Annotated in this window: 8 protein-coding genes; 5 read left to right on the plus strand and 3 right to left on the minus strand. The window is 73.0% G+C overall.

Going from position 1 to position 19067, the window contains the following annotated elements; all coding sequences use genetic code 11:
- Positions 1–24 precede the first annotated feature (24 nt).
- Positions 25–1485: a peptidoglycan-binding protein gene (locus WMF33_RS11630; RefSeq protein ID WP_437337194.1), complete on the minus strand. Its 1461-nt coding sequence runs from the start codon at positions 1483–1485 to the stop codon at positions 25–27.
- A gap of 276 nt (positions 1486–1761) precedes the next feature.
- On the minus strand, positions 1762–2211 hold the full coding sequence (locus WMF33_RS11635) for a hypothetical protein (protein ID WP_437337195.1): 450 nt from the start codon (positions 2209–2211) through the stop codon (positions 1762–1764).
- A 360-nt stretch (positions 2212–2571) separates the two neighbouring features.
- On the opposite strand from WMF33_RS11635, the gene WMF33_RS11640 reads away from it, so the two are divergent.
- From WMF33_RS11640 to WMF33_RS11650, 3 genes are all read left to right on the plus strand, one after another.
- Positions 2572–6504 carry a protein kinase domain-containing protein gene (locus tag WMF33_RS11640; protein WP_437337196.1) on the plus strand — a complete coding sequence of 1311 codons (3933 nt, stop codon included), beginning with the start codon at positions 2572–2574 and terminating at the stop codon, positions 6502–6504.
- Between the two features lie 148 nt (positions 6505–6652).
- Positions 6653–8299, plus strand: a complete 1647-nt coding sequence (locus WMF33_RS11645) for a sigma 54-interacting transcriptional regulator (RefSeq protein ID WP_437337197.1) — start codon at positions 6653–6655, stop codon at positions 8297–8299.
- Between the two features lie 176 nt (positions 8300–8475).
- Positions 8476–8604 carry a hypothetical protein gene (locus tag WMF33_RS11650; RefSeq protein WP_437337198.1) on the plus strand — a complete coding sequence of 43 codons (129 nt, stop codon included), beginning with the start codon at positions 8476–8478 and terminating at the stop codon, positions 8602–8604.
- A gap of 201 nt (positions 8605–8805) precedes the next feature.
- Here the strand turns inward: WMF33_RS11650 and WMF33_RS11655 are convergent, their stop codons facing one another.
- A complete protein-coding gene (locus WMF33_RS11655; protein ID WP_437337199.1) occupies positions 8806–12768 on the minus strand; it encodes a protein kinase domain-containing protein in 3963 nt (1320 codons plus the stop codon).
- Between the two features lie 418 nt (positions 12769–13186).
- Here WMF33_RS11655 and WMF33_RS11660 point away from each other — a divergent pair, with 418 nt between their 5' ends.
- Entirely contained in the window at positions 13187–14710 is a 1524-nt protein-coding gene (locus WMF33_RS11660; protein WP_437337200.1) for an RtcB family protein, read from the plus strand.
- Between the two features lie 115 nt (positions 14711–14825).
- Positions 14826–19061 carry a PAAR-like domain-containing protein gene (locus WMF33_RS11665; protein WP_437337201.1) on the plus strand — a complete coding sequence of 1412 codons (4236 nt, stop codon included), beginning with the start codon at positions 14826–14828 and terminating at the stop codon, positions 19059–19061.
- The last annotated feature ends 6 nt before the right edge of the window (positions 19062–19067 follow it).

The following is a 19067-nucleotide window of genomic DNA, read 5'->3' on the forward strand; positions in this document are numbered from 1 at the left end:
GGCGGGCGGCGGCGCGCCGCGCGATCAGCCGGGGAAGGAGCGGTACAGCGAGCTCATGTTCCGCGCGTACGTGTCGGCGTGCGCGGTGTAGTAGCGCAGCCGCGAGAGCTCGAAGGCGGCGCCCGCGGCGTCTCCCGCGTCGAAGCGCGCCAGCGCCGGCTGGTAGTGTTTGCCCATGAGCCGCCAGTAGTCGGCGGCGCCGTCGAGCGCCTCGGCGTGGGCGCGAAAGCGCATGTCCACCTGCTTCCACAGGTCGGGATTGCGCTGCACCCGCTCGGCGACGCGGATCACGTAATACTGCCCGGGCCACTGGCCGAATCCGGTGATGTTGCCCAGGTTGTAGTTCCACACCTTCTGCCCGCGTCCGTTCTCGATGGCCACGTGCGCCCACGCGCAGGCGAGGCGCGCGCGGCTCGGGTTCTCCTGGAAGACGAGCTCGTGGCTGTGCTCCAGCACCGCCGAGAGCTCCGCCTCGGAGAGCGGCGTGGCTTGCTTGGGCACCTCGCGTGGGGGCAGGCCCTCGCCGCTCCGCGCCTCGGCGGCGCTCCAGGTGAGGGGACCGACGATGCCGTCCGCCCCGAGGCCGTGCCGCTTCTGCCACTGGCGCGTGAGCCGCTCGGTCACGCCGCCGAAGATCCCGTCCTGATCGACCCCGATGACCCGCTGCCAGGCGACGACGTCGTCGCCCCGCGAGCCGAGGCGCAGGATCTGGCGGACCACGGGGCTCGGCCCCGGCTGCCCGCTCGTCGAGGCGTGCTCGGCCTGCTCGAGCGCGTCGGCGCCGACGGGCGGGTCGGCCGGTCTCGTCGGGTCGGCCCCGGGGCCCTCCAGCCAGGGGCGGATGTGCTGGCGGAGCACCCTCGGCAGGACCTCGCGCTGCTGGAGGATGTGCGCCTCGGCGTCGATGGCCTTGCTGGCGTACGAGTAGATCCAGAGCTGCCCATCGTTGCGCACCGCGGGCGCGTCGACGGGGCCCGCGGCGTCGAGGGGCCACTCCGTGGCCTGGCGGAGCACCGTCGCGGTGGAGAGGAAGGGCGCCTCGGGCGACCTGAGCTGCTCGACGTAGCTCTGCTGGGTATGCGTGGCCACGACGAGCAGCTCGCCCCGGCGGGCGCGCGCGAACGCGTCGCGCCACACGTCGATCTGCCACGCGACCGGCGGCTTGCTCGCGTGGGTGCCGTCGATGAGCACCAGGGCGGCGACGGCGCCGTTCGCCTGCGCCTTCTCGAGCAGGCGGGATCGCACGCCGCTGCAGCCGAGAGAGTAGCCTGCGAGGACGATGCGGCCGATGGTGGGGAGGTGCAGCCGGTCGCGCACGGCGGCGGTCACCGCGTCGAGGCTCTCGGCGGGCTTGCCGGTGGCATAGGCGACCACGCACGGCGCGGGGCCGAGGGCGTCGCGCAACGCGGCGTCCATGTGAGGGCCGACGAGGTAGCAGAGGACGAGATCGCGGGGCTCACCTGAGCCCATCTGGACGATGCGCATGGCGGATTCCTTTCTTCGATGAGGGCCGGCTCAGGCGCGAGCTCGGGGCCTTGCAGGTACGGCCACCACCCCCCGATGGATTCACCATCAGATCACGACCGCGGGCGTCGGGCGTCAAGGCTGTAGCTGGCGAAGGAGTCGAGCTGGTGTCCTGAACGGCCTGGGTTCGGGCCGAGCGGGCAAATGCAACCGGCAGGCCAGGGGGGAGGTGCGGTGGGACGCCGGCGAGAGGAGCGCGGGGGCCGGGGTAGGATGAGCCGAGCGGGGCGCGACGGCTCACCGGGGCCGCCGTGTCCGGTCCAGCGGAGTCCGCTGGACCGGACTGCGTCCGATGCTGGCGACGACTTTCGCCGAGCCGCCGAGGGAGACCTCGATGAAGGAGAGGTCTTCGATGTCTTCGATCGATGTGCCGTCGGGATCCCAACGATACGTGGTGGTGCTGGTCGCCTCGCCTTTCACGAAGACCACGAGCGTCTCGCCTCGTTTCATTCGATAGGTCTCTTCGCTGGAAGGTGATGTGATCATGAGACTGCCCATGGCGCTCTCCTGGTGATCGCGTGTTCTGCGCCGCATCGAACGTCTCTCGCGATGCAGCCATCCTGAGCCTTGCCCGGCTCCCGGCAGGTTCGTGATCTCGAAGCGCGTCTCCGCGACCGATCCCGAGCGTCCGTGGTCCAGGGAATTCTCACCGCCAGACGCGGTTGACGATTCGCGATGGCTGGTCACAGGACGTCCTCATGACGAGGCTCGACCGCAATTTGCAACCTCCGGGCCAACATGGTGAACCGACCCAACTACGCCGTCTTCGCGTGGAGCCCTCGCGTGGTCCGATGGGCGATACCGCCCCGGCAGCGCATCCAGGTCCGCCGATGCGGACTCTCCCGCACAGGACCGCGTCCGCTGGAGCGGACTCCGCCGCACAGGCCACGTCCGCTCGCGCAGACTCAACCCAGATCCCCCGCGCCGCGCCGCGCGGTAGGCCGCGTCCGCGACGCAGCCGGGCGATTTCTCCGGAGCCCCCCGGACCTCCGCCCGCCGGCCGACCCGGCCTTTACACCCCCGCCCCCGCGCGCCGATACTCGCGCCGTGCGACCCGCGAACGTCTTCATGGACCGCTACCGCCTGGAGCGCCGCGCCGGCGCGGGCGGAATGGGCGAGGTGTGGAAGGCGCTCGATCTGGGGACCGGCGACCCCGTTGCGGTCAAGCTCCTCTCCGGCGGCGACCCCGCGGGCGCGGCCCGGTTCGCGCGCGAAGCGCAGATCCTCGCCAGCCTCTCGCATCCGCGGGTGGTGCGTTACGTGGCGCACGGCGCGAGCGCCGACGGAGCGCCCTATCTCGTGATGGAGTGGCTCGAGGGCGAGGACCTCGCGGCGCGCCTCGCCCGCGGCCCGCTCGGCGCCGACGAGAGCGTCGCCCTCGCCCTGAACGTCGCGGGCGTGCTCGCGTGCGCGCACGCGCAGGGGGTGATCCACCGTGACCTGAAGCCGAGCAATCTGTTCTTGCCCGGCGGGCGCCTGGAAGAGGTGAAAGTGCTCGACTTCGGCATCGCGCAAGCGGCGCACGCGACGCGGATGACGCGCTCGGGGACGCTGCTCGGGACGCCGGGGTACATGGCGCCGGAGCAGGCGCGGGGCGAGGCGAGCATCGACGCGCGCGCCGACGTGTTCTCGCTGGGGTGTGTGCTCTTCGAATGCGTGACGGGCGGGCCTGCGTTCGGCGGCCAGCACCCCGCGGCCATCCTGACCAAGGTGCTCTTCGATGAGACGCCGAGCGCGCGCAGCGTGCGGCCGGAGGTGCCCGGGGCGCTCGACGAGCTGCTGAAAAGGATGCTCTCCAAGCAGAGAGAAGAGCGGCCGCGCGACGGCCAGGCCGCAGCCGAGGCGCTGCGGGCGCTCGGCGACTTGCCCTCCAAGCTGGCCTCGGGGCCGAGCGAAGCACCGTCGCTGACGAGCGACGAGCAGCGCGCCGTGGCGGTGATCCTGGTGAGCGCGCCGGCAGACGCAGAAGCTCAATCCTTCAATGGTATTTCCACGCTTGCGGTGGCCCCGGACGACGCGACCCTGCTTCAGGAGGCCGAGGCGCATGGCGGCGCGAGCGAGCGGCTGCTCGACGGGTCGGTCGCGGTGATGCTGGCGGGCCGCAGCCTGGCGACGGACCTTTGCGCGCAGGCGGCGCGCTGCGCGCTCGCGCTGGGCGCGCGGGCAGGCGGGAGGCGCGTCGCCCTCGCCATGGGGCGCGGCGACCGCACGGCGCGGTCGCTCGGGCCGGCGATCGATCGGGCGGCGCGGCTCTCAGCGGCCACCGCCGGCCATGGCGGGCCGGAGGGCGCGGTGGTGATCGACGAGGCTGTCGCGGGGCTGCTCGACGCGCGCTTCGATGTGCGCGAGGGCGAGGGGACCTTCACGCTGCACGGCGAGCAGCCGGTCGCCGGGAGCACACGGCTGCTCCTGGGCAAGGCCACGCCGTGCGTGGGCCGCGAGCGCGAGCTCGGCACGCTGCGGGCGCTCCTGGCCGAGACCGTGGAAGAAGCGACCGCGCAGGCGGCGCTGGTCGTGGCGCCGCCCGGCGTGGGGAAGTCGCGGCTGGCTCACGAGCTCTTGCAGGAGCTCGGGGCGCGGGGCGAGCCGCTGTCGGTATGGATCGCGCGCGGCGACGCGCTGCGCGCCGGCTCCCCGCTGGAGATGCTCAGCCAGGCGCTGCGGAGCGCGTGCGGGATCCACGAGGGTGAGCCGCTCGCGATCCGGCGGGAGAAGCTCTTGGCGCAGGTGGCCGCCTGGGTCGCGCCGGGCGAGCGGCGGCGCGTGGCGGAGTTCCTGGGCGAGATCGTGGGCGCGCCCTTCCCGGACGAGGACAGCCTGCCCCTGCGAGCCGCGCGTCGTGACGCGCCGCTCATGGCCGACCAGGTGCGCTCGGCGTTCCTCGATTTCCTGGGCGCGGCCTGCGCGAAGGCGCCGGTGCTGGTGCTCCTGGAGGATTTGCACTGGGGAGACCGGCCGACAGTGCAGCTCCTCGACGCGGCGCTGCGCACGCTGGAGGAGCGTCCATTCTTCGTCCTGGCCCTGGCCCGGCCCGAGGTGCGCGACGTCTTCCCGAGGCTCTGGGATGGCCGCCGGCTCCACGAGCTGCGGCTGGTCGAGCTGAGCCGGCGCGCGGGCGAGCGGCTCGCGCAGCACGTCCTCGGCGAGCGCGCGGATCCCGAGGTCATCGCGCGCATCGTGCGCCTGTCGGAGGGAAATGCGTTCTACCTGGAGGAGCTGATTCGTTGGGCGGCGGAGGGCAAGGGCTCGACCATGCCGGAGACGGTGGTGGCCATGGTCGAGTCGCGGCTCGCGGCGCTCGACGAGGCGGCGCGGCGGCTCCTGCGCGCGGCGAGCATCTTCGGCGAGGTCTTCTGGGTGGGGAGCGTCGCCGCGCTCGTGGGCGGAGACGCGCGCCGGAGCGAGGTTGCGCACGGGCTCGCGGCGCTGGTGCAGCGCGAGATGCTGGTGCGGCGCCGCGAGAGCCGTTTCCCGGGCGAGGACGAGCTCGCGTTCCGACACGCGCTCCTCCGCGAGGGGGCATATGCGACCTTGACCGAGGGCGACGGGGCGCTCGGGCACAGGCTCGCCGGCGCATGGCTCGAGCAGGCAGCGGAGCCCGCCGCAGCGGTCGTCGCCGAGCACTTCGATCGCGGCGGCGATCCCGTGCGCGCCGCCGACGGCTACCGGCGCGCGGCGGCGCAGGCGCTCGCTGGCAACGACCTTGAAGGTGTGTTCTCCCATACCGATCGCGCCCTCGCGCTCGGAGCGCACGGCGAGGCCCGCGGGGAGCTCGCGCAGATCCGGGCCGAGGCGCATCACTGGCGCGGGGACCTCGCCGACGCTCTCCGCTGGGCGCAGGTGGCCATGGAATCGCTGCCCAGGGGCAGCGCCCGCTGGTACGTGGCCGTGGGCGACGTGGGGCAGACCGCGGGGCGGCTCGGGCACCATGAGCAGCTGTTGGCGCTCGCCGACGAGCTCGCCGGCGCCTGGTCCGAGGACGAGGCGACCGGCCCGGCGGTGATGGCGACCACACGGGTGGCGGTGCGGCTGTTCTTCGCGGGCAGCTACGATCGGGCCGAGGCGCTCAGCGCCCGGATTCACGCGGTCGCCGGGCGCTTTTCGGGCGACCCTGTCGTGAGCGGGCCGGTCTTCCGGGCGCTCGGCGTGCGCGCGCTGTTCGCGGGCCACCTCGATCGCTGCCGAGCGCTGACCGAGGCCTCCCTGCGCTGCTTCGAGCAGGCGGGCGACATCCGCAACGCCTGCGTCGCCCGCGGCAACCTCGCCGAGGCCGAGATCCGGCTCGGCGCCTACGCCGAGGCGGTGGACCTCCTGCGCGGCGCGGTCGCCGACGCCGAGCGCATGGGGCTGGAGCGGGCCGTCATCACGGGCCGGCACAACCTCGGCTTCGCCCTCGGCCGCCTCGGCGCCCTGGAGGAGGGGCTCGCCGTCGAGGCGGAGGCCGTCGCCGCTGCGGCCAAGGGGGGCTGGCGGAGCATCGAGGGGGTCTCGCGCGCCTACCTCGCGTGGCTCCTGCGGAGCGCGGGTGAGCTCATAGCGGCCGAGGCGGAGGCCCGGCGCGCCGTGGCGCTGCTCGACGGGTCGAGGCCGTTCCAGGTCGCGGCCCGGGCGACGCTGGCCGAGGTGATGCTCTCGCGCGGTCAGCCCTCCGAGGCGCTCGGCGAGGCGCGTGACGCGATGGCGCTGCTCGCCTCGCTCGGCAAGGTCGAGGAGGGCGAGGAGCTCGCCCGCCTCGCGTACGCCCGGGCGCTCGAGGCCATCGGCGATCGCCCGGCCGCGTGCGCCGCCATCGCGGAGGCGCGCGATCACCTCCTCGCGACCGCGGCGCGGATCGACGATCCTCGCCGACGCGAGGGCTTCCTCCAGGATGTCTCCGAGAACGCCGAGACCCTGAGGCTCGCCCAGGAGTGGCTCGGGGCCTCTGCCGCCACGCCGACGTCTGCTACGGACGGCAGGCCATCGGCGCGGACCCGGGGGTGATTCCCTCCGGGAGAACAGGCGCGCTCTCGGTGAACGTCGATTGTGACGTTGCGTTGGCGGCGCGCTCCGCGTCACCGGGCTGCGGCGGAGCCAGGCGTTTCAGCCGCGGATCTTCACGCCGCGCGGGGTTCCTGTATAGCCGAGGACCATGCCTTCTCCTCGGGATGACGAGGCCCGCCCGGCCTCACCCGCTCGTCCTGCGGACGCCGCGCTTCGCGTCGAGCAGGAGCGCGACTTCTATCGCAAGCTCCTCGAGCTCGGACAGACCGAAGAGATCGAGCCGTTCCTCGCCGAGGCGCTCGCCCTGATCGTCCAGATCACCGGCGCCATCCGGGGCTATGTCGAGATCGTGTCCGATCCAGACGCCCGCGGCGAGCCGCCCTTCTGGGTCGCCCACGGCTGCCAGGACAAGGACGTCGCGGAGATCCGCGCCGCCTTCTCGCGGGGCGTCATCGCCGAGGCGCTCGCCACCGGCCGCACCATCATCACCGTCTCCGCCCTCCGGGACCCGCGCTTCCGCGCCAACGAGAGCGTCGAGCGCAACCGCATCGAGGCCGTGATCTGCGCCCCGATCAGCGTCCGCTCCCCCGCCGGCGCCCCTCCGCTCGGCGTCGTCTACCTCCAGAACCGCGTCGAGAAGGACCGCTTCACCGAGGAGGACCGCCGCCGCGTCGAGGCCTTCGCCCGCCACCTCGCCCCCTTCGCCGATCGCCTCATGCTGCGCTTCCGCCGCCGCGACGAGGCCGACCCGACCCTCCCGTTCCGGCGCGCCCTGCGCGCCGACGCGATCGTCGGAAAGAGCCCCGCCCTCGCGCTCGTGCTCTCGCAGGCCGCCGTCGCCGCGCCGCTCGACGTCACCGTCCTGCTCACGGGCCCCTCGGGCACCGGCAAGACCCAGCTCGCCCGCGTCTTGCACGAGAGCGGCCCGCGCGCGCGGGGCCCCTTCGTCGAGCTCAACTGCGCCGCGCTCCCCGAGGCGCTCCTCGAGAGCGAGCTGTTCGGCGCCCTGCCCGGCGCGCACTCCACCGCCAGCCGCAAGATGGACGGCAAGGTCGCCGCCGCCGACAAGGGCACGCTCTTCCTCGACGAGATCGGCGAGCTCAAGCCCTCGGCGCAGGCGAAGCTGCTGCAGCTCCTGCAGTCGAGGGAGTATTACCCCCTCGGCGCGACCCGCCCCGTCCGCGCCGATGTGCGCGTCATCGCCGCGACCAACGTCGACCTCAAGGCCGCCGCGCAGCGCAAGGAGTTCCGCGAAGATCTCTTCTACCGCCTCCAGGTGCTGCCGATCCGCCTCCCCGCGCTTTCGGAGCGCCGGGAGGACATCGCCCTCCTGGCCGAGCATTTCTGCGCGGAGGCCTGCAAGACCCACGGGCTGCCCGCCGTCCACCTCAGCGTCGACGCGCTCTGCGCCGTCGAGGCGGCGGAGTGGAGCGGCAACGCGCGCGAGCTTGCCCACGCCGTCGAGGCGGCCGCCATCCGCGCCGCGGCGCAGGGCGTCCCACAGGTGGAGCGTCACCACCTCTTCCCCGGCGACGTCGCGGCGCCCGACGGCGCCGCCGCGACCCCCGCCATCTCGACCGCGCCCTACACGGGCCTGACGTTCCAGGAGGCCACCCGCCGCTTCCAGGCGGAGCTGCTCCGCAGCGCGCTCGAGGAGAACGGCTGGAACGTGAGCGAGGCGGCGGCGAAGCTCGATCTCGCCCGCTCCCACGCCTACAAGCTCGTCCGCGCCTTTGGCTTGACGCGCCGGCGCGGCGGCGCCGACGAGCCGCGGCCGGGCCCGAAGCCGCTGTGAGCGACGCCCGCAGCCTCGACGGGAGGCCGCCGCCGGCCGAGCCGCCGCGCCTCCGGCGCGGTCCTGCGAGGTCGACGGCGCCTCCAGCACGGGCCCCCGCTGCCCGAGATCGCGTGGATGCACGCGGCGTAGCGGTCGGAGAGCGGAATCCGGTCGCGAGACCCCCAGGGTAAAACGTGAACACGAACCACGCGCTGCACTCGCACCGGGGGTTCTCGCATCCGTCGCACGCACGCGGCCAGCAGGAGGTCACCTGCTTCCCCGGGCGGGACGGCAATGACTTCTGGGTGCTCGAGAACGTGTGACGCTCATGCTGCCGGCGGCGGGCGACCCGGCGCAACGCGTGACCGTCGCCCTGCCGGCGCTGCGCTCTATCTGGAATGCCGATCGCGTTGGTTGATCGACCGACCCATGAACCGCCGAGGACGCCAAGAAGAGAACAAGATCTTGGCGCCTTGGCGGCTCGAATTTCTGCTCTTTCGAGCCGCCTCAACCCGTTTGTCGCGCTAGGGGGCGAGCCACTGCCTCGCGAGCGCCAGGGTCCGGCGGTTCTCGGGCACGTTGTCGAGGAAGCTCGCCCGATCGACCGCGCTCTCGATCTTTTCTGCGTTGGCGAGGACGCATCGCCGCGCCTCCGCGATCGCGGCGCGCGCGGCCTCGCGCTCGCCCCCGGCCTCGAGGCACTCGGCGTGGATGAGCCTCAGGAAGGCGCTCCGGAAGAAGAGGCTGCAGCCGCCCATGGCCTTGTATTTGGCGAGCCCCTCCTCGGCCACGGCGACGCCCTCGCCCGCCCGGCCCTGCGCGAGGCGAACCGCCGCGAGCGTCGCCAGGACGCCGGGCACGTCGATCGGGCAGGTCGCGCCCAGCATCGCGAGCGCGGCCTGCGCCTCGGCGTCGGCGGCGTCGAGCTCACCCGCGCGCCGAAGCACCTCGGCGAGCGCCCAGCGACCCCGGCCCTCATCCTGCGAGAAGCGCCTCGCCCGGCCCGACGCGACGAGCTCTTCCGCCCACGCGCGCGCCTCGCCGAGGGCGCCGCGATCCGCGAGGAGCCACGCGAGCACGAACGGGCGGAACGAAGAGGCCATGCCCATATCGTCATTACGCAGGCTCAGGAGGGCGCGCTCCGCCGGCTCCGCGGCCCCGAGGAGCCAGCGGTTCATGCTCGCGATGGAGCTGAGCACCGTGTAGTATTTCCAATGGCCGATCGCCGCGGTGATGGCCATCGCCTCCTCGGTGTGAAAGAGCGCGGTCGCCGGCTCCTCCCTGGCGCAGGCCCACCGGAGACCGCGGATACCGTGCCAGTTGTAGGCGACCGCGGGCTCACGATCGCCGTGCGCGTCCATGAGCGCCGTCATCCGCTCGAGCAGGACGTCGGCCTCCTTGAGCATGCCGAGGACGTCCAGCGTGTGGATGCCGAGGCAGATGTCGAGCATGACGGCGCCCGCCGCGTCGGGCGAGGGATCGATGTGCTGGAGGACCTGGAGCAGGTTCATGAACTCCTCGAGCCGACCCTCCATGAGCGCGCCGCAGAGCACGATGTTCAGACCGTGGCACCACGGCACGCTCCCCCTCGGCGTCATCTGCATGAGCTCTCGCGCCTGCGGAACCGCGGCGGGAACCAGGGCCATCTCCCATACGAGCGATTGGCAGAGCGCCCCCAGGAGATCGATCCGCAGCTCGTCCGGCACACGGAACGCGAGCCCTCGACGCGCGTAGGCGACGGCCGCCGCCGACTCGGCCGCATAATGGGCCGTGAGCGCCGCGCGCCCGTAATGGCGCGCGGCCCGCTCCTCGTCGCTTCCCTTCTCGCAATGCTCCGCCAGGAGCGGCGCGTCCTGCTCTCCGTGGGCCTCCAGCCACGCTCCCGCGAGCCTGTGGCCGAGCGACCGGTCCGCCTCCGTCAGCATCGCGTAGGCCCCCTCGCGCACGAGCGCGTGCCGGAACGTGTACTCGTGCTCGTCCGGGAAGCGGCTATCCAGGCGCTTCGTGATGAGCTCCTGCTCGGCGAGCGCCTCGAGCCGGCCGGCGACGCCCGACGCCCCCGCCGCTGCGCCGCAGAGCGCCGCGACGGCCCCGGACCAGAACGTCTCGCCGAAGACGCTCGCGGCGCGCAGGGCGCGCCGGTCCTCGTCGGCCAGCGCGCCGAGGCGGGACTGCACCATGGCGACGACCGTCTCGGGCAGCCCCTCGTCCTTGCCCTCGGCCGTCGCGCGGATGAGCTCCTCCAGGTAGAACGCGTTGCCCGCCGAGAGCCGCGCGATCCGCTCGATCGCCGGCGCCGCCGCGCGGCCGCCGAGCACGTGCGCGGCGAGGCGCTCGGCCGCCTTCGTCGGCAGCTCTCGCAGGCGGAGCTCCTGGAGCCGGCGGCTCGACCAGAGCCCCGGGAACAGGTCGTGGACCTCGGGCCGCGCCAGGGCGAGCACGAAGAGCGGCCTCTCGCTCATCGCGCGCAGGGCGGCGTCGAGGAGCCGCACCGTGGCGCTGTCGCCCCAGTGCAGATCCTCGAGCAGGATCAAGAGCGGGCGCGCCTCGCACTCCGCCGCGATGAAATCGAGGAACGCCGCGCGCGTCTGCTCGCTCATGACCTGGGCGTCCCTGCGCGCGGTCCTCAGCGGCGGGCTCCGGTCGTCCGCGAAGGGCGCGTCGATGATCTCGCCGAGGAACTCCGTCACGCGCGCGCGATCGCCCTCGGCGATCCGCTCGGCTACGCGCGCCGCGAGCCTCTCCTGCCGCGTCGCGAGCGGCTCCCCGCCGCGGATGCCGCACGCGCTATGGATGAGCCCCGCGAGCACGCCGAACGCCGACCCGGTCCGGAGCGGCTCGCCGCGCGCGATCCAGACGGACGCGGGCTCACCGCGCGCGCGCACGCTCTCCAGGAACTCGCGCCCGAACCGCGACTTGCCCACGCCGGGCGGCGCCGTGACCAGCACGACCTGCGCCTCGCCGCCGACGACGCAATCGTCGAAGAGCGCCTCGACCATGCGCAGCTCCCGCTCCCTGCCGACGAACGGCGTCGGCCCCCCGAGCAGCGTGCGCGCGTCGGTCACGTCGCGCTCGCCGAGCAGCGCGAGCACGCCGCCCTCGTCGCGCACGTCGAAGCGCGCGTCGAGCAGCCCTACGGTGGCCCTGTCCAGCGCGATGCACCCGCGCGGCCCGCCCTCCGTGACCGGCCTCGCCTCGCCGAGGAGCCGCACGGCCCTGTCGATCGCGGGCCCGACGGGCACGCGCGCCGCGCCCTGCCCCTGGCCGATCGCGAGCGCGATGCGCCGCCCCGGCGCGCGCAGGCCGAGCTTGAGCGCGCAGCGCGCCGCCTGCGCGGCCAGGTCCGTCGCCACCTGCGCCGTGGACAGGAGCACCGCCGCCGTCCCGTCGAGCAGCCACTCGAGCGCGCCGCCGTGCGCGGCGACCTCGCCCTCGATCTCCGTGTCCGCGATCGGGGCGATACCCCTGGGCGCCACGGGGGAGCCGATCAGGAGCACCGCCACGGCCCGCTGCTCGCTGTCCGTCAGCCCGGGCGGTCGCGCCGCCTCCACCGTCGCCGCGAGCGGGGGCGGCGTCTCCTCCGTATTTGGCGGCGTCTCCTCCGTATTTGGAGGCCCGGCGTCCGGAAAGCGGGCCTCCGCGTCCCGCAGCTCGACGTCCGGCCCGCGCGCCGCGCCGAGCGCCCGCAGCATGGCAGCGACGGACAGCCCGTCCCGCGGCCGCTCGTCCGGGTGCTTCGCGAGCATGCGCGCGAGCAGCGCGTCGAGCGCTGGCGGCGCGCCGGGCATCCGATCGCAGAGGCGCGGCGTGTCCTCGAACAGGATCTTCGTCAGGACGGCCTCGGCGGTGGCGGCCCCGAACGGGGGCTCGCCCGTCAGGCACTCGAAGAGCACGCACCCGAGCGCGAACACGTCCGCGCGCGCGTCCGTCTCCGCCGCGCCTCGGGCCTGCTCGGGCGCCATGTACGCCACCGTCCCGAGCAGCGTCCCCGTGGCGGTGATGGGGGTCATCGACTCGACGCGCACGAGGCCGAAATCGAGGATCTTGATGCGATCGAGCCGACCTCCGACGAGGAAGATGTTGCTCGGCTTGAGGTCGCGGTGGACGATGCCGCTCCCGTGCAGCGCGCCGAGCGCCTCGGCGACGGACACGGCCAGCTCCACGCTCTCCTGCACGTCGATCCGGCCTCGAGCGAGCCTCGACGCGAGGTCCTCGCCTTCGAGCCATTCCATGACGAGGTAGGGCTCGCCCGACGGAAGGGCGCCCTCGGCCACGTGCCGCACGACGAGGGGGTGGTCGAGCCTCGCGAGGACCAGCGCCTCGCGGGCGAACCGCGCGACGCTCGTGTCCCAGCTCCCGCGCAGCACCTTGATCGCGACGGGCTGTCCCGTGCTCCGGTCCAGGCCGCGATAGACCTCGCCGATGCCCCCGCGACCGGCGAGCTGCTCGATCACGAAGCGGTTCGCGAGGGAAGTTCCGAGATACATGACGAGCGCCCCCTGTGTTGTGCGGGAGACGAGATTACCGGCAAACGCACAGCAGTGCGGGGCTCCGTGCTCGCGAGCGGCAAACTCCCGACCGCGCGCGGCGAAAGCTCGTCGACGGGATGAGGATCAGCCGTCACACGAGGGCGGCCCCGCTGTCGGCGACGATTGATGGGCCGGTCTCCCGGTCGGACCGCCGTCCTCGCAGTCGCTGACCCGCGCGAGCCGCTTGACGATCGGCGTTTCGCGTCTATCTTGAGCCCCGCTGCTGCGGTGTGCGCCTCCCTCGTGCGCGCGCCGGGTCCAAACCGGGGGAGAGTGAGCCGCGGCCCCTTCGCGCGATCGCGTCGGCCGCGTGCGTCTTCGTGAATTGGACAGCAGCATGGTTGGCAAATTGCATCTCGATGCGGTGGTGCGTCGCGTGGATGGCGCGACGGCCCGCATCGACAATCCGTTCGGGATCCCGATCACCCTCGTGGCGCGGGAAGATGTCGTCGTCGAGGCCGACGGCATCGAGGAGCTCCTCCGTTTCGCCTCGCTGGAAGGCACGCTGCGCGATCTGCGCGCGTGGGAGAAGGCCGGCAGGATCGCCCCGTTCTGGGGCGGCACGGCCGGCGAGATCCGATCCATCGTGCTCACGCCGGATTTTCATAAAGGCGCGGGCATCCCCGTGGGCACGGTCGTCGATGCGCGCGGGTTCGTGGTGCCGCAGGCGGTCGGCAACGATGTCTGTTGCGGCATGCGCCTGCTCGCGACGGACGTCGATCGGGACGAGCTCGCGCCGCACGTCGGCGCCCTGAAGCAGCGGCTCCGCGCCATCTTCTTCCAGGGACAGCGCGATATCCCCATGTCGCCGCGCCAGCGGGCGGCGATGCTCCGCGACGGCCTCGCCGGGCTGCACGAGACGGCGGCGGACAACGCCCGCACCGGCCTGTGGAACCATTACGATCCGCGCGCGCAGCGCGAGGATCTCGAGCGCGTGCACTTCCACGGCGCGCTGCCTGCGCGCGGGACGTTCGCGTTCGACGCGTACATCCAGGCGTCGGGCCGCGCGGACGGGCGCGACGTCCAGATTGGCACGGTCGGCGGAGGCAACCACTTCGTCGAGATCCAGGCCGTGGACGAGCTCGTCGACGGCGGGACGGCGCGCGCGTTCGGGCTGACGAAGAACGCCGTCACGATCATGGCCCACGCGGGCTCCGTCGGGCTAGGGCACGCGGTCGGCGGCTACTTCAACGAGCGCGCCCGCGCGCTGTACCCGACGGGGGTGCCCCACCCGGCGCACGGCTTCTATGTGCTGCCGGCGGTGGGGCCCCACGCCCGCGAGGCGTCGGTCTACCTGGATGCGATGCGGAACGCCGCCAATTTCGCGTTCGCGAACCGCCTCTTCCTGGGCCTCATGGTGGTGCGCGCGCTGCAGGAGGTCCTCGGCCGTCGGGTCGCGAGCTCGCTCGTGTACGATGCGCCGCACAACCTCATCTGGGAGCCCGACGGCGCCGAGCCGCGCTACTTGCACCGCAAGGGCGCGACGCCGGCCGGGGGACCGGAGGGGCAGGGCGGGGTGTTCGCGTACACCGGTCACCCGGTGATCATCCCCGGCTCGATGGGCGACGCGAGCTGGGTGCTCGCCGGCGAAGGCCACGCGGAGCTGCTCGCGAGCGCGTGCCACGGCGCGGGCCGCAGCCTCACGCGCGGCCGCTCCGCGCACGCCGACGAGGACCTCTACCGGCGCGCCGTCGAGAAGCTGCATGTCGTGACGCCCCTCGATCCGGATGCGCCGAGCGTCCGGCGGCGGCGCGACATCCTCGCGAAGTACCACCAGCGGATGAAGGAGGAGGCGCCGTATGCCTACAAGCCGATCACGCCGGTCGTCCGTTCCGTCGAGGATGCCGGGATCGCGCGGCGCGTGGCGCGACTCTGGCCGCTCGTGACGGTCAAGGGATAGGGCGCGCTCCGTACGATAAGCCAAACGACCACGCCGCAGGCAGGCCATGAAGCCGCGCACGTTCCGGGTTGGCGCCCCCGGAGCAGCGCTGTAGCCTGCCGCAGGAGGCTCGCTCATGGCCAAGGTGACCGCGCTGGGCATGGACACGATCACCGAGAAGTCCGGCCACCAGATGACCGGCATGGCCGTCAGCGTGTGCCTGACGCCGGCGGCGCCGAGCCCCTTGCCGATCCCCTATCCCACGATGGGCACGGTCGCCGAGGGGATCATCGATCCCTGCATGCGCACCAAGATCGAGGGGGCGAAGATCCTCACGGTGGGCGGCTGCATGAAGGCCTGTCACGGGAACGAGCCGGGCACGCTGAAAGAGGTCGTCAGCCTCAACACGGCCGGGCCGTGCTTCCCCTGGCTCGGGGCGCCCAACGTCTTCATCGAGCTCGGCATGGCCGGCATCACCGGCAGCATGGGGCAGATGAACAAAAGCATCACCGTCGGCGCGGGCGCCAGCGCGAGCGGCGCGGGCGGGGGCGGCGGCGGCGGGGGCGGCGGCGGCGGGGGCGCCGGCGGCCCGGGCGGCGGCGGCCCGCAAGGCGGGGGCAACGGCGGCGGGGGCGGCGGCGGATCGAGCAGCGGCGCCTCGCCGCCGAAGCCGCCCGCGCCGCCTCAGGCCGAGGGCCAGGCCGCCGCAGCGCACCCGATCGACGTGGTCACCGGGACCATGTACACGAACCCCAAGCTCGATGTCCTGCTCCCGGGCCCGTTCTCCGTCGGCCTCGTGCGCCGGTACGCGACCTCGGCGGTGCGCTCCCGCTGCGGGATGGGCTGGGGCTGGTCGCACAACCTGCACTGGTACGCGCGCAGGCAAGGCGACGGGCTCGTGCTCGTGGACCCCGATTTCCGCGAGCTGCACATCCCCGAGCCCGACAGCGATCAGGTGCTCGTGCTGCCTTACGGCGTCAAGGTGGGCCGCGTCGGCGGCGATCTCGTGGTCGACCTCGACGACGGCGCCGTGCGCGTGCTCCGCTACGATCCGGCGGAGCTGCGCTATTGCCTCGCGGAGCTGCGCGACGACGCGGGCAACGTCGTCGAGCTCGAGTGGCGCGAGGGCACGCTCGTGCGCCTCGTCGACTGCGCCGGCCGCGTCCTCACGGTCGAGCGGGACGGGAACCTCGTCGTGCATCGGCTCTCGGTGACGGACGACGAGGGGAAGGTCCACCAAAGGACGCTCGTGGTCCTCGAGCTCGACGCCCGCGGCGATCTCGTCCGCGCCGTCGACGCGGGCGGCGTCGAGACGCTCTTCGCGTACGACGAGGATCACTACCTCGTCCGGGAGTCGTCGCCGGACGGCATCGATTACCACTTCGTCTACGCGGACGTCTCCGGCGAGCGCCGCTGTGTCGAGAGCTGGGGCGAGCTCCGGGGCGGCGACGTGCTGCGCGAGATCGGGTGCTCGCCGCCCGCCGGAGCGCCCAGGCCCAAAGGCATCTTCCATACGCGCCTGTCGTGGGGCCCCGAGCCGTTTCAGACGCACGTGATCGACGGCCTGGGTCAACGGCACCTCTACGTGGGCAACGCCTTCGGGCTCGTCACGGCCTACCAGGATCCGCGGGGGTACGTCACCCACTACAGCTACGACGGCTCCGGCCGGCTCCTCGCGATCCGGGACGCCGAGGGGCGCATTGCGCGCCGGCGCGTCGACATGTCGGGCAGGCACACCGAGGTCTCGGTGGGCGGCGATCTCCTGCGCGCCGTGCGCTTCGACGACGAGGCGGGGGCGGTGACCCTGACCGAGCCCGGAGGCGCGACGCGGCAGGTGCGCTACCAGGGATCGAGGGTGACCGAGGAGGTCGACGAGCTCGGCCGCTCCACCGTCTACGGCTACGACCCGCGGGGCCTGCTCGCGCAGGTGATCCACGCCGACGGCACGGAGGACGCGTACGCGTATGACGCGCACGGCAACGTCCGCGAGGTGAGCGCCGGCGGCGGGGTGGCGCGCTTCCGGTACGAGTTCGACCTGCTCGGCCGGCCCGTCCGCGCGGAGACCCCGAAGGGCATCGCGCTCGAGCTCGATTACGACTCTCGCGACTACGTGATCGCCATCCGGGAGCCCGGGGGCAAGGTCACGTATTTCGACTACGGCCCCACAGGGCACCTCATCGCCGAGCGGGCGCCGAACGGGCACGAGATCCGGTACCGCATGGTCGGCGACGTCACGGTGGAGTCGGTGCACAGCGACGGGCGCCGCTACCGCGCCGGCTACGACGCGCTGCTGCGCCTCGCCTGGATCGAGAACCCGGCGGGCGAGCGGCACCTCTTCGAGTACGACCCGTCCGGCAACATCCGCGCGGAGACGTCGTTCTCGGGCGTCCGCACGGAGTACGAGCACAGCGGGGTCGCCGAGATCGCCTCGGTGATGAAGGCGGACGGCTCCTGGGTGCGGCTGTCGAGCGACGCGATGGGCCGGCTGCGCGTGCGCGAGCACTCGACGGGCGAGCGCGAGGAGTACGGCTACGACGAGCGCGGCGGGCTGCTCTACGCGAGGAGCGCCGCGTCGGAGGTCGTCTTCGTGCGCGACGCCGCGGGCCGGGTCCTGCGCGAGGAGCAGCGCCTCGGCGGCTTCCAGTTCGCGGTGTCGTACCGCTACGACGACGCCGGCCGCGTCGTGGAGCGGAGCTACTCCTCGGGCTGGCGCGTGACGACCGAGCGCCGCCCGGGCGACGGCGCGCCCACGGCCTGGGAGGTCGCCGTGGACGAGGCGCGCGCCGCCCGGCTGACGCTCGCCTACGATGAGCGCGGGGTCGAGTCGGAGCGCGCGTTCGGAGAGGACGGGCCGCGCGTGATCACGCGGAGCGACCTGTACGGCCTGCCCGTCCATCGGGCCGTGGTGTCGTCGACCGGCGGCGAGATCGCGGCGCGCTCGTATGCATGGTCCAAGGCGGGGCCGCTCGAGGTGGTGGACGACAGCCGCGCGGGGCAGCGGCGCTACGTGCTCGACGAGGTGGGCCGCCCGCTGTCGGTGCAGGGGCTCGGCGCGAACGAGCAGCTCTCGTATTCCCCGCAGGGCACCCCGGTGCCCCGGGGCGAGGCGTGGTCGCTCGGCCCCGGGGGGCGCCCCCTGCGCGCGGCCGGCGAGCACCTCACCTGGGACGCCCTCGGCCGGCTGGCGCGGCGCACCTCGGCGGAGCGCGGAAAGAGCTTCGAGTACCGCTACGACGCGCTGAACCGCCTCGCGGCCGCGGTGCGCGACGACGGCCTCGTGATCCAGTTCCTCTACGACGCGCTCGGCCGCCGCGTCGCGATGACGATGGGCGGCGAGAGCGTCTGGTTCGGCTGGGACGGCGACTCCGCGGTCGAGGAGGTGGCGAGCGGGGGAGGGCGCGTGCGGCGCGTCTTCGCCGACGACGGCTGCACGCCGCTCCTCGAGGCGCGGCAAGGGGGCGACTTCCGCGCGGTCGTGACCGACGCCGCCGGCACGCCGTGGCTCTTCCTGTCCGCGGCCGGCGCCTTCGACGAGGTGGACTTCGGCGCGCTGGGCGACGTGACCCGCCGCTCCGGCGATCCAGGGACGCTGCGCTTCGCCGGGCAGCGCTGGGACGCCCCGACAGGCCTCTTCTACAACCGCCACCGCTACTACGATCCAGCGCTCGGCCTGTACATCACGCCCGATCCCGCGGGGCTCGCCGGGGCGTTCCACGAGCTCGGGTTCGTTCCGAACGTCACGCTGTACATCGACCCTTCGGGGCTCACGACGATCATCGTCGGCCAGCGCGGCGACAAGGCGATCGAGAGCCACAAGGCCAATCTGCAGAAGATGTATCCGGGGGCCACGGTGCTCTACCACGATGAGCTGAAGAACGCCCCGCTGGCGAATGAGAACCACGTGATCGTGTCGACGCACGGGTACCCGGGCGGGGTCGAGTGGGGAGAGAAGAAGAAATTCCTGGGGCTCATCCCTTACGGCAACCGGCCCACGATCAACGGGCAGCAGCTCGGGGACGCGCTGAAGGGCGCAGGCTTCAAGGGGGGGCCGGGCTCGCGCGTCGATCTGTCGACGTGCAACGGCGCGACGCCGCCGGATCCGAAATGGGGCATCGGTAACGACAGCACGGCGCAGGGCGTCGCGAACGTCACGAAATCGAGCGTCTGGGGCGCCAAGTCGAACGACCCTGCCGCCACGTACCGCGGCGATGTCGAGGATATCTCGGGCAAGAAATGGTATCAGTTCTGGAAGAAGCCGAACAACTGGGGGCCTGGGATGATGGCGCCCGTTGGACAGAACCCGGTGAACGGGGCGATGAATCCGAGGCGAGACGTGTACGTCCGGAAGGGCGCCTACGTCGAGACCCGGTGAGGAGCT

The organism is Sorangium sp. So ce394, assembly GCF_051474665.1.
GTDB classification, from domain to species: Bacteria; Myxococcota_A; Polyangia; order Polyangiales; family Polyangiaceae; genus Sorangium; species Sorangium cellulosum_D.

Bases quoted from the DNA above. Each gene is read 5' to 3' on its own strand.
- WMF33_RS11645 (WP_437337197.1), top strand. From the start codon at position 6,653: ATGCCTTCTCCTCGGGATGACGAGGCCCGCCCGGCCTCACCCGCTCGT.
- WMF33_RS11630 (WP_437337194.1), bottom strand. From the start codon at position 1,485: ATGCGCATCGTCCAGATGGGCTCAGGTGAGCCCCGCGATCTCGTCCTC.
- WMF33_RS11665 (WP_437337201.1), top strand. From the start codon at position 14,826: ATGGCCAAGGTGACCGCGCTGGGCATGGACACGATCACCGAGAAGTCC.
- WMF33_RS11655 (WP_437337199.1), bottom strand. From the start codon at position 12,768: ATGTATCTCGGAACTTCCCTCGCGAACCGCTTCGTGATCGAGCAGCTC.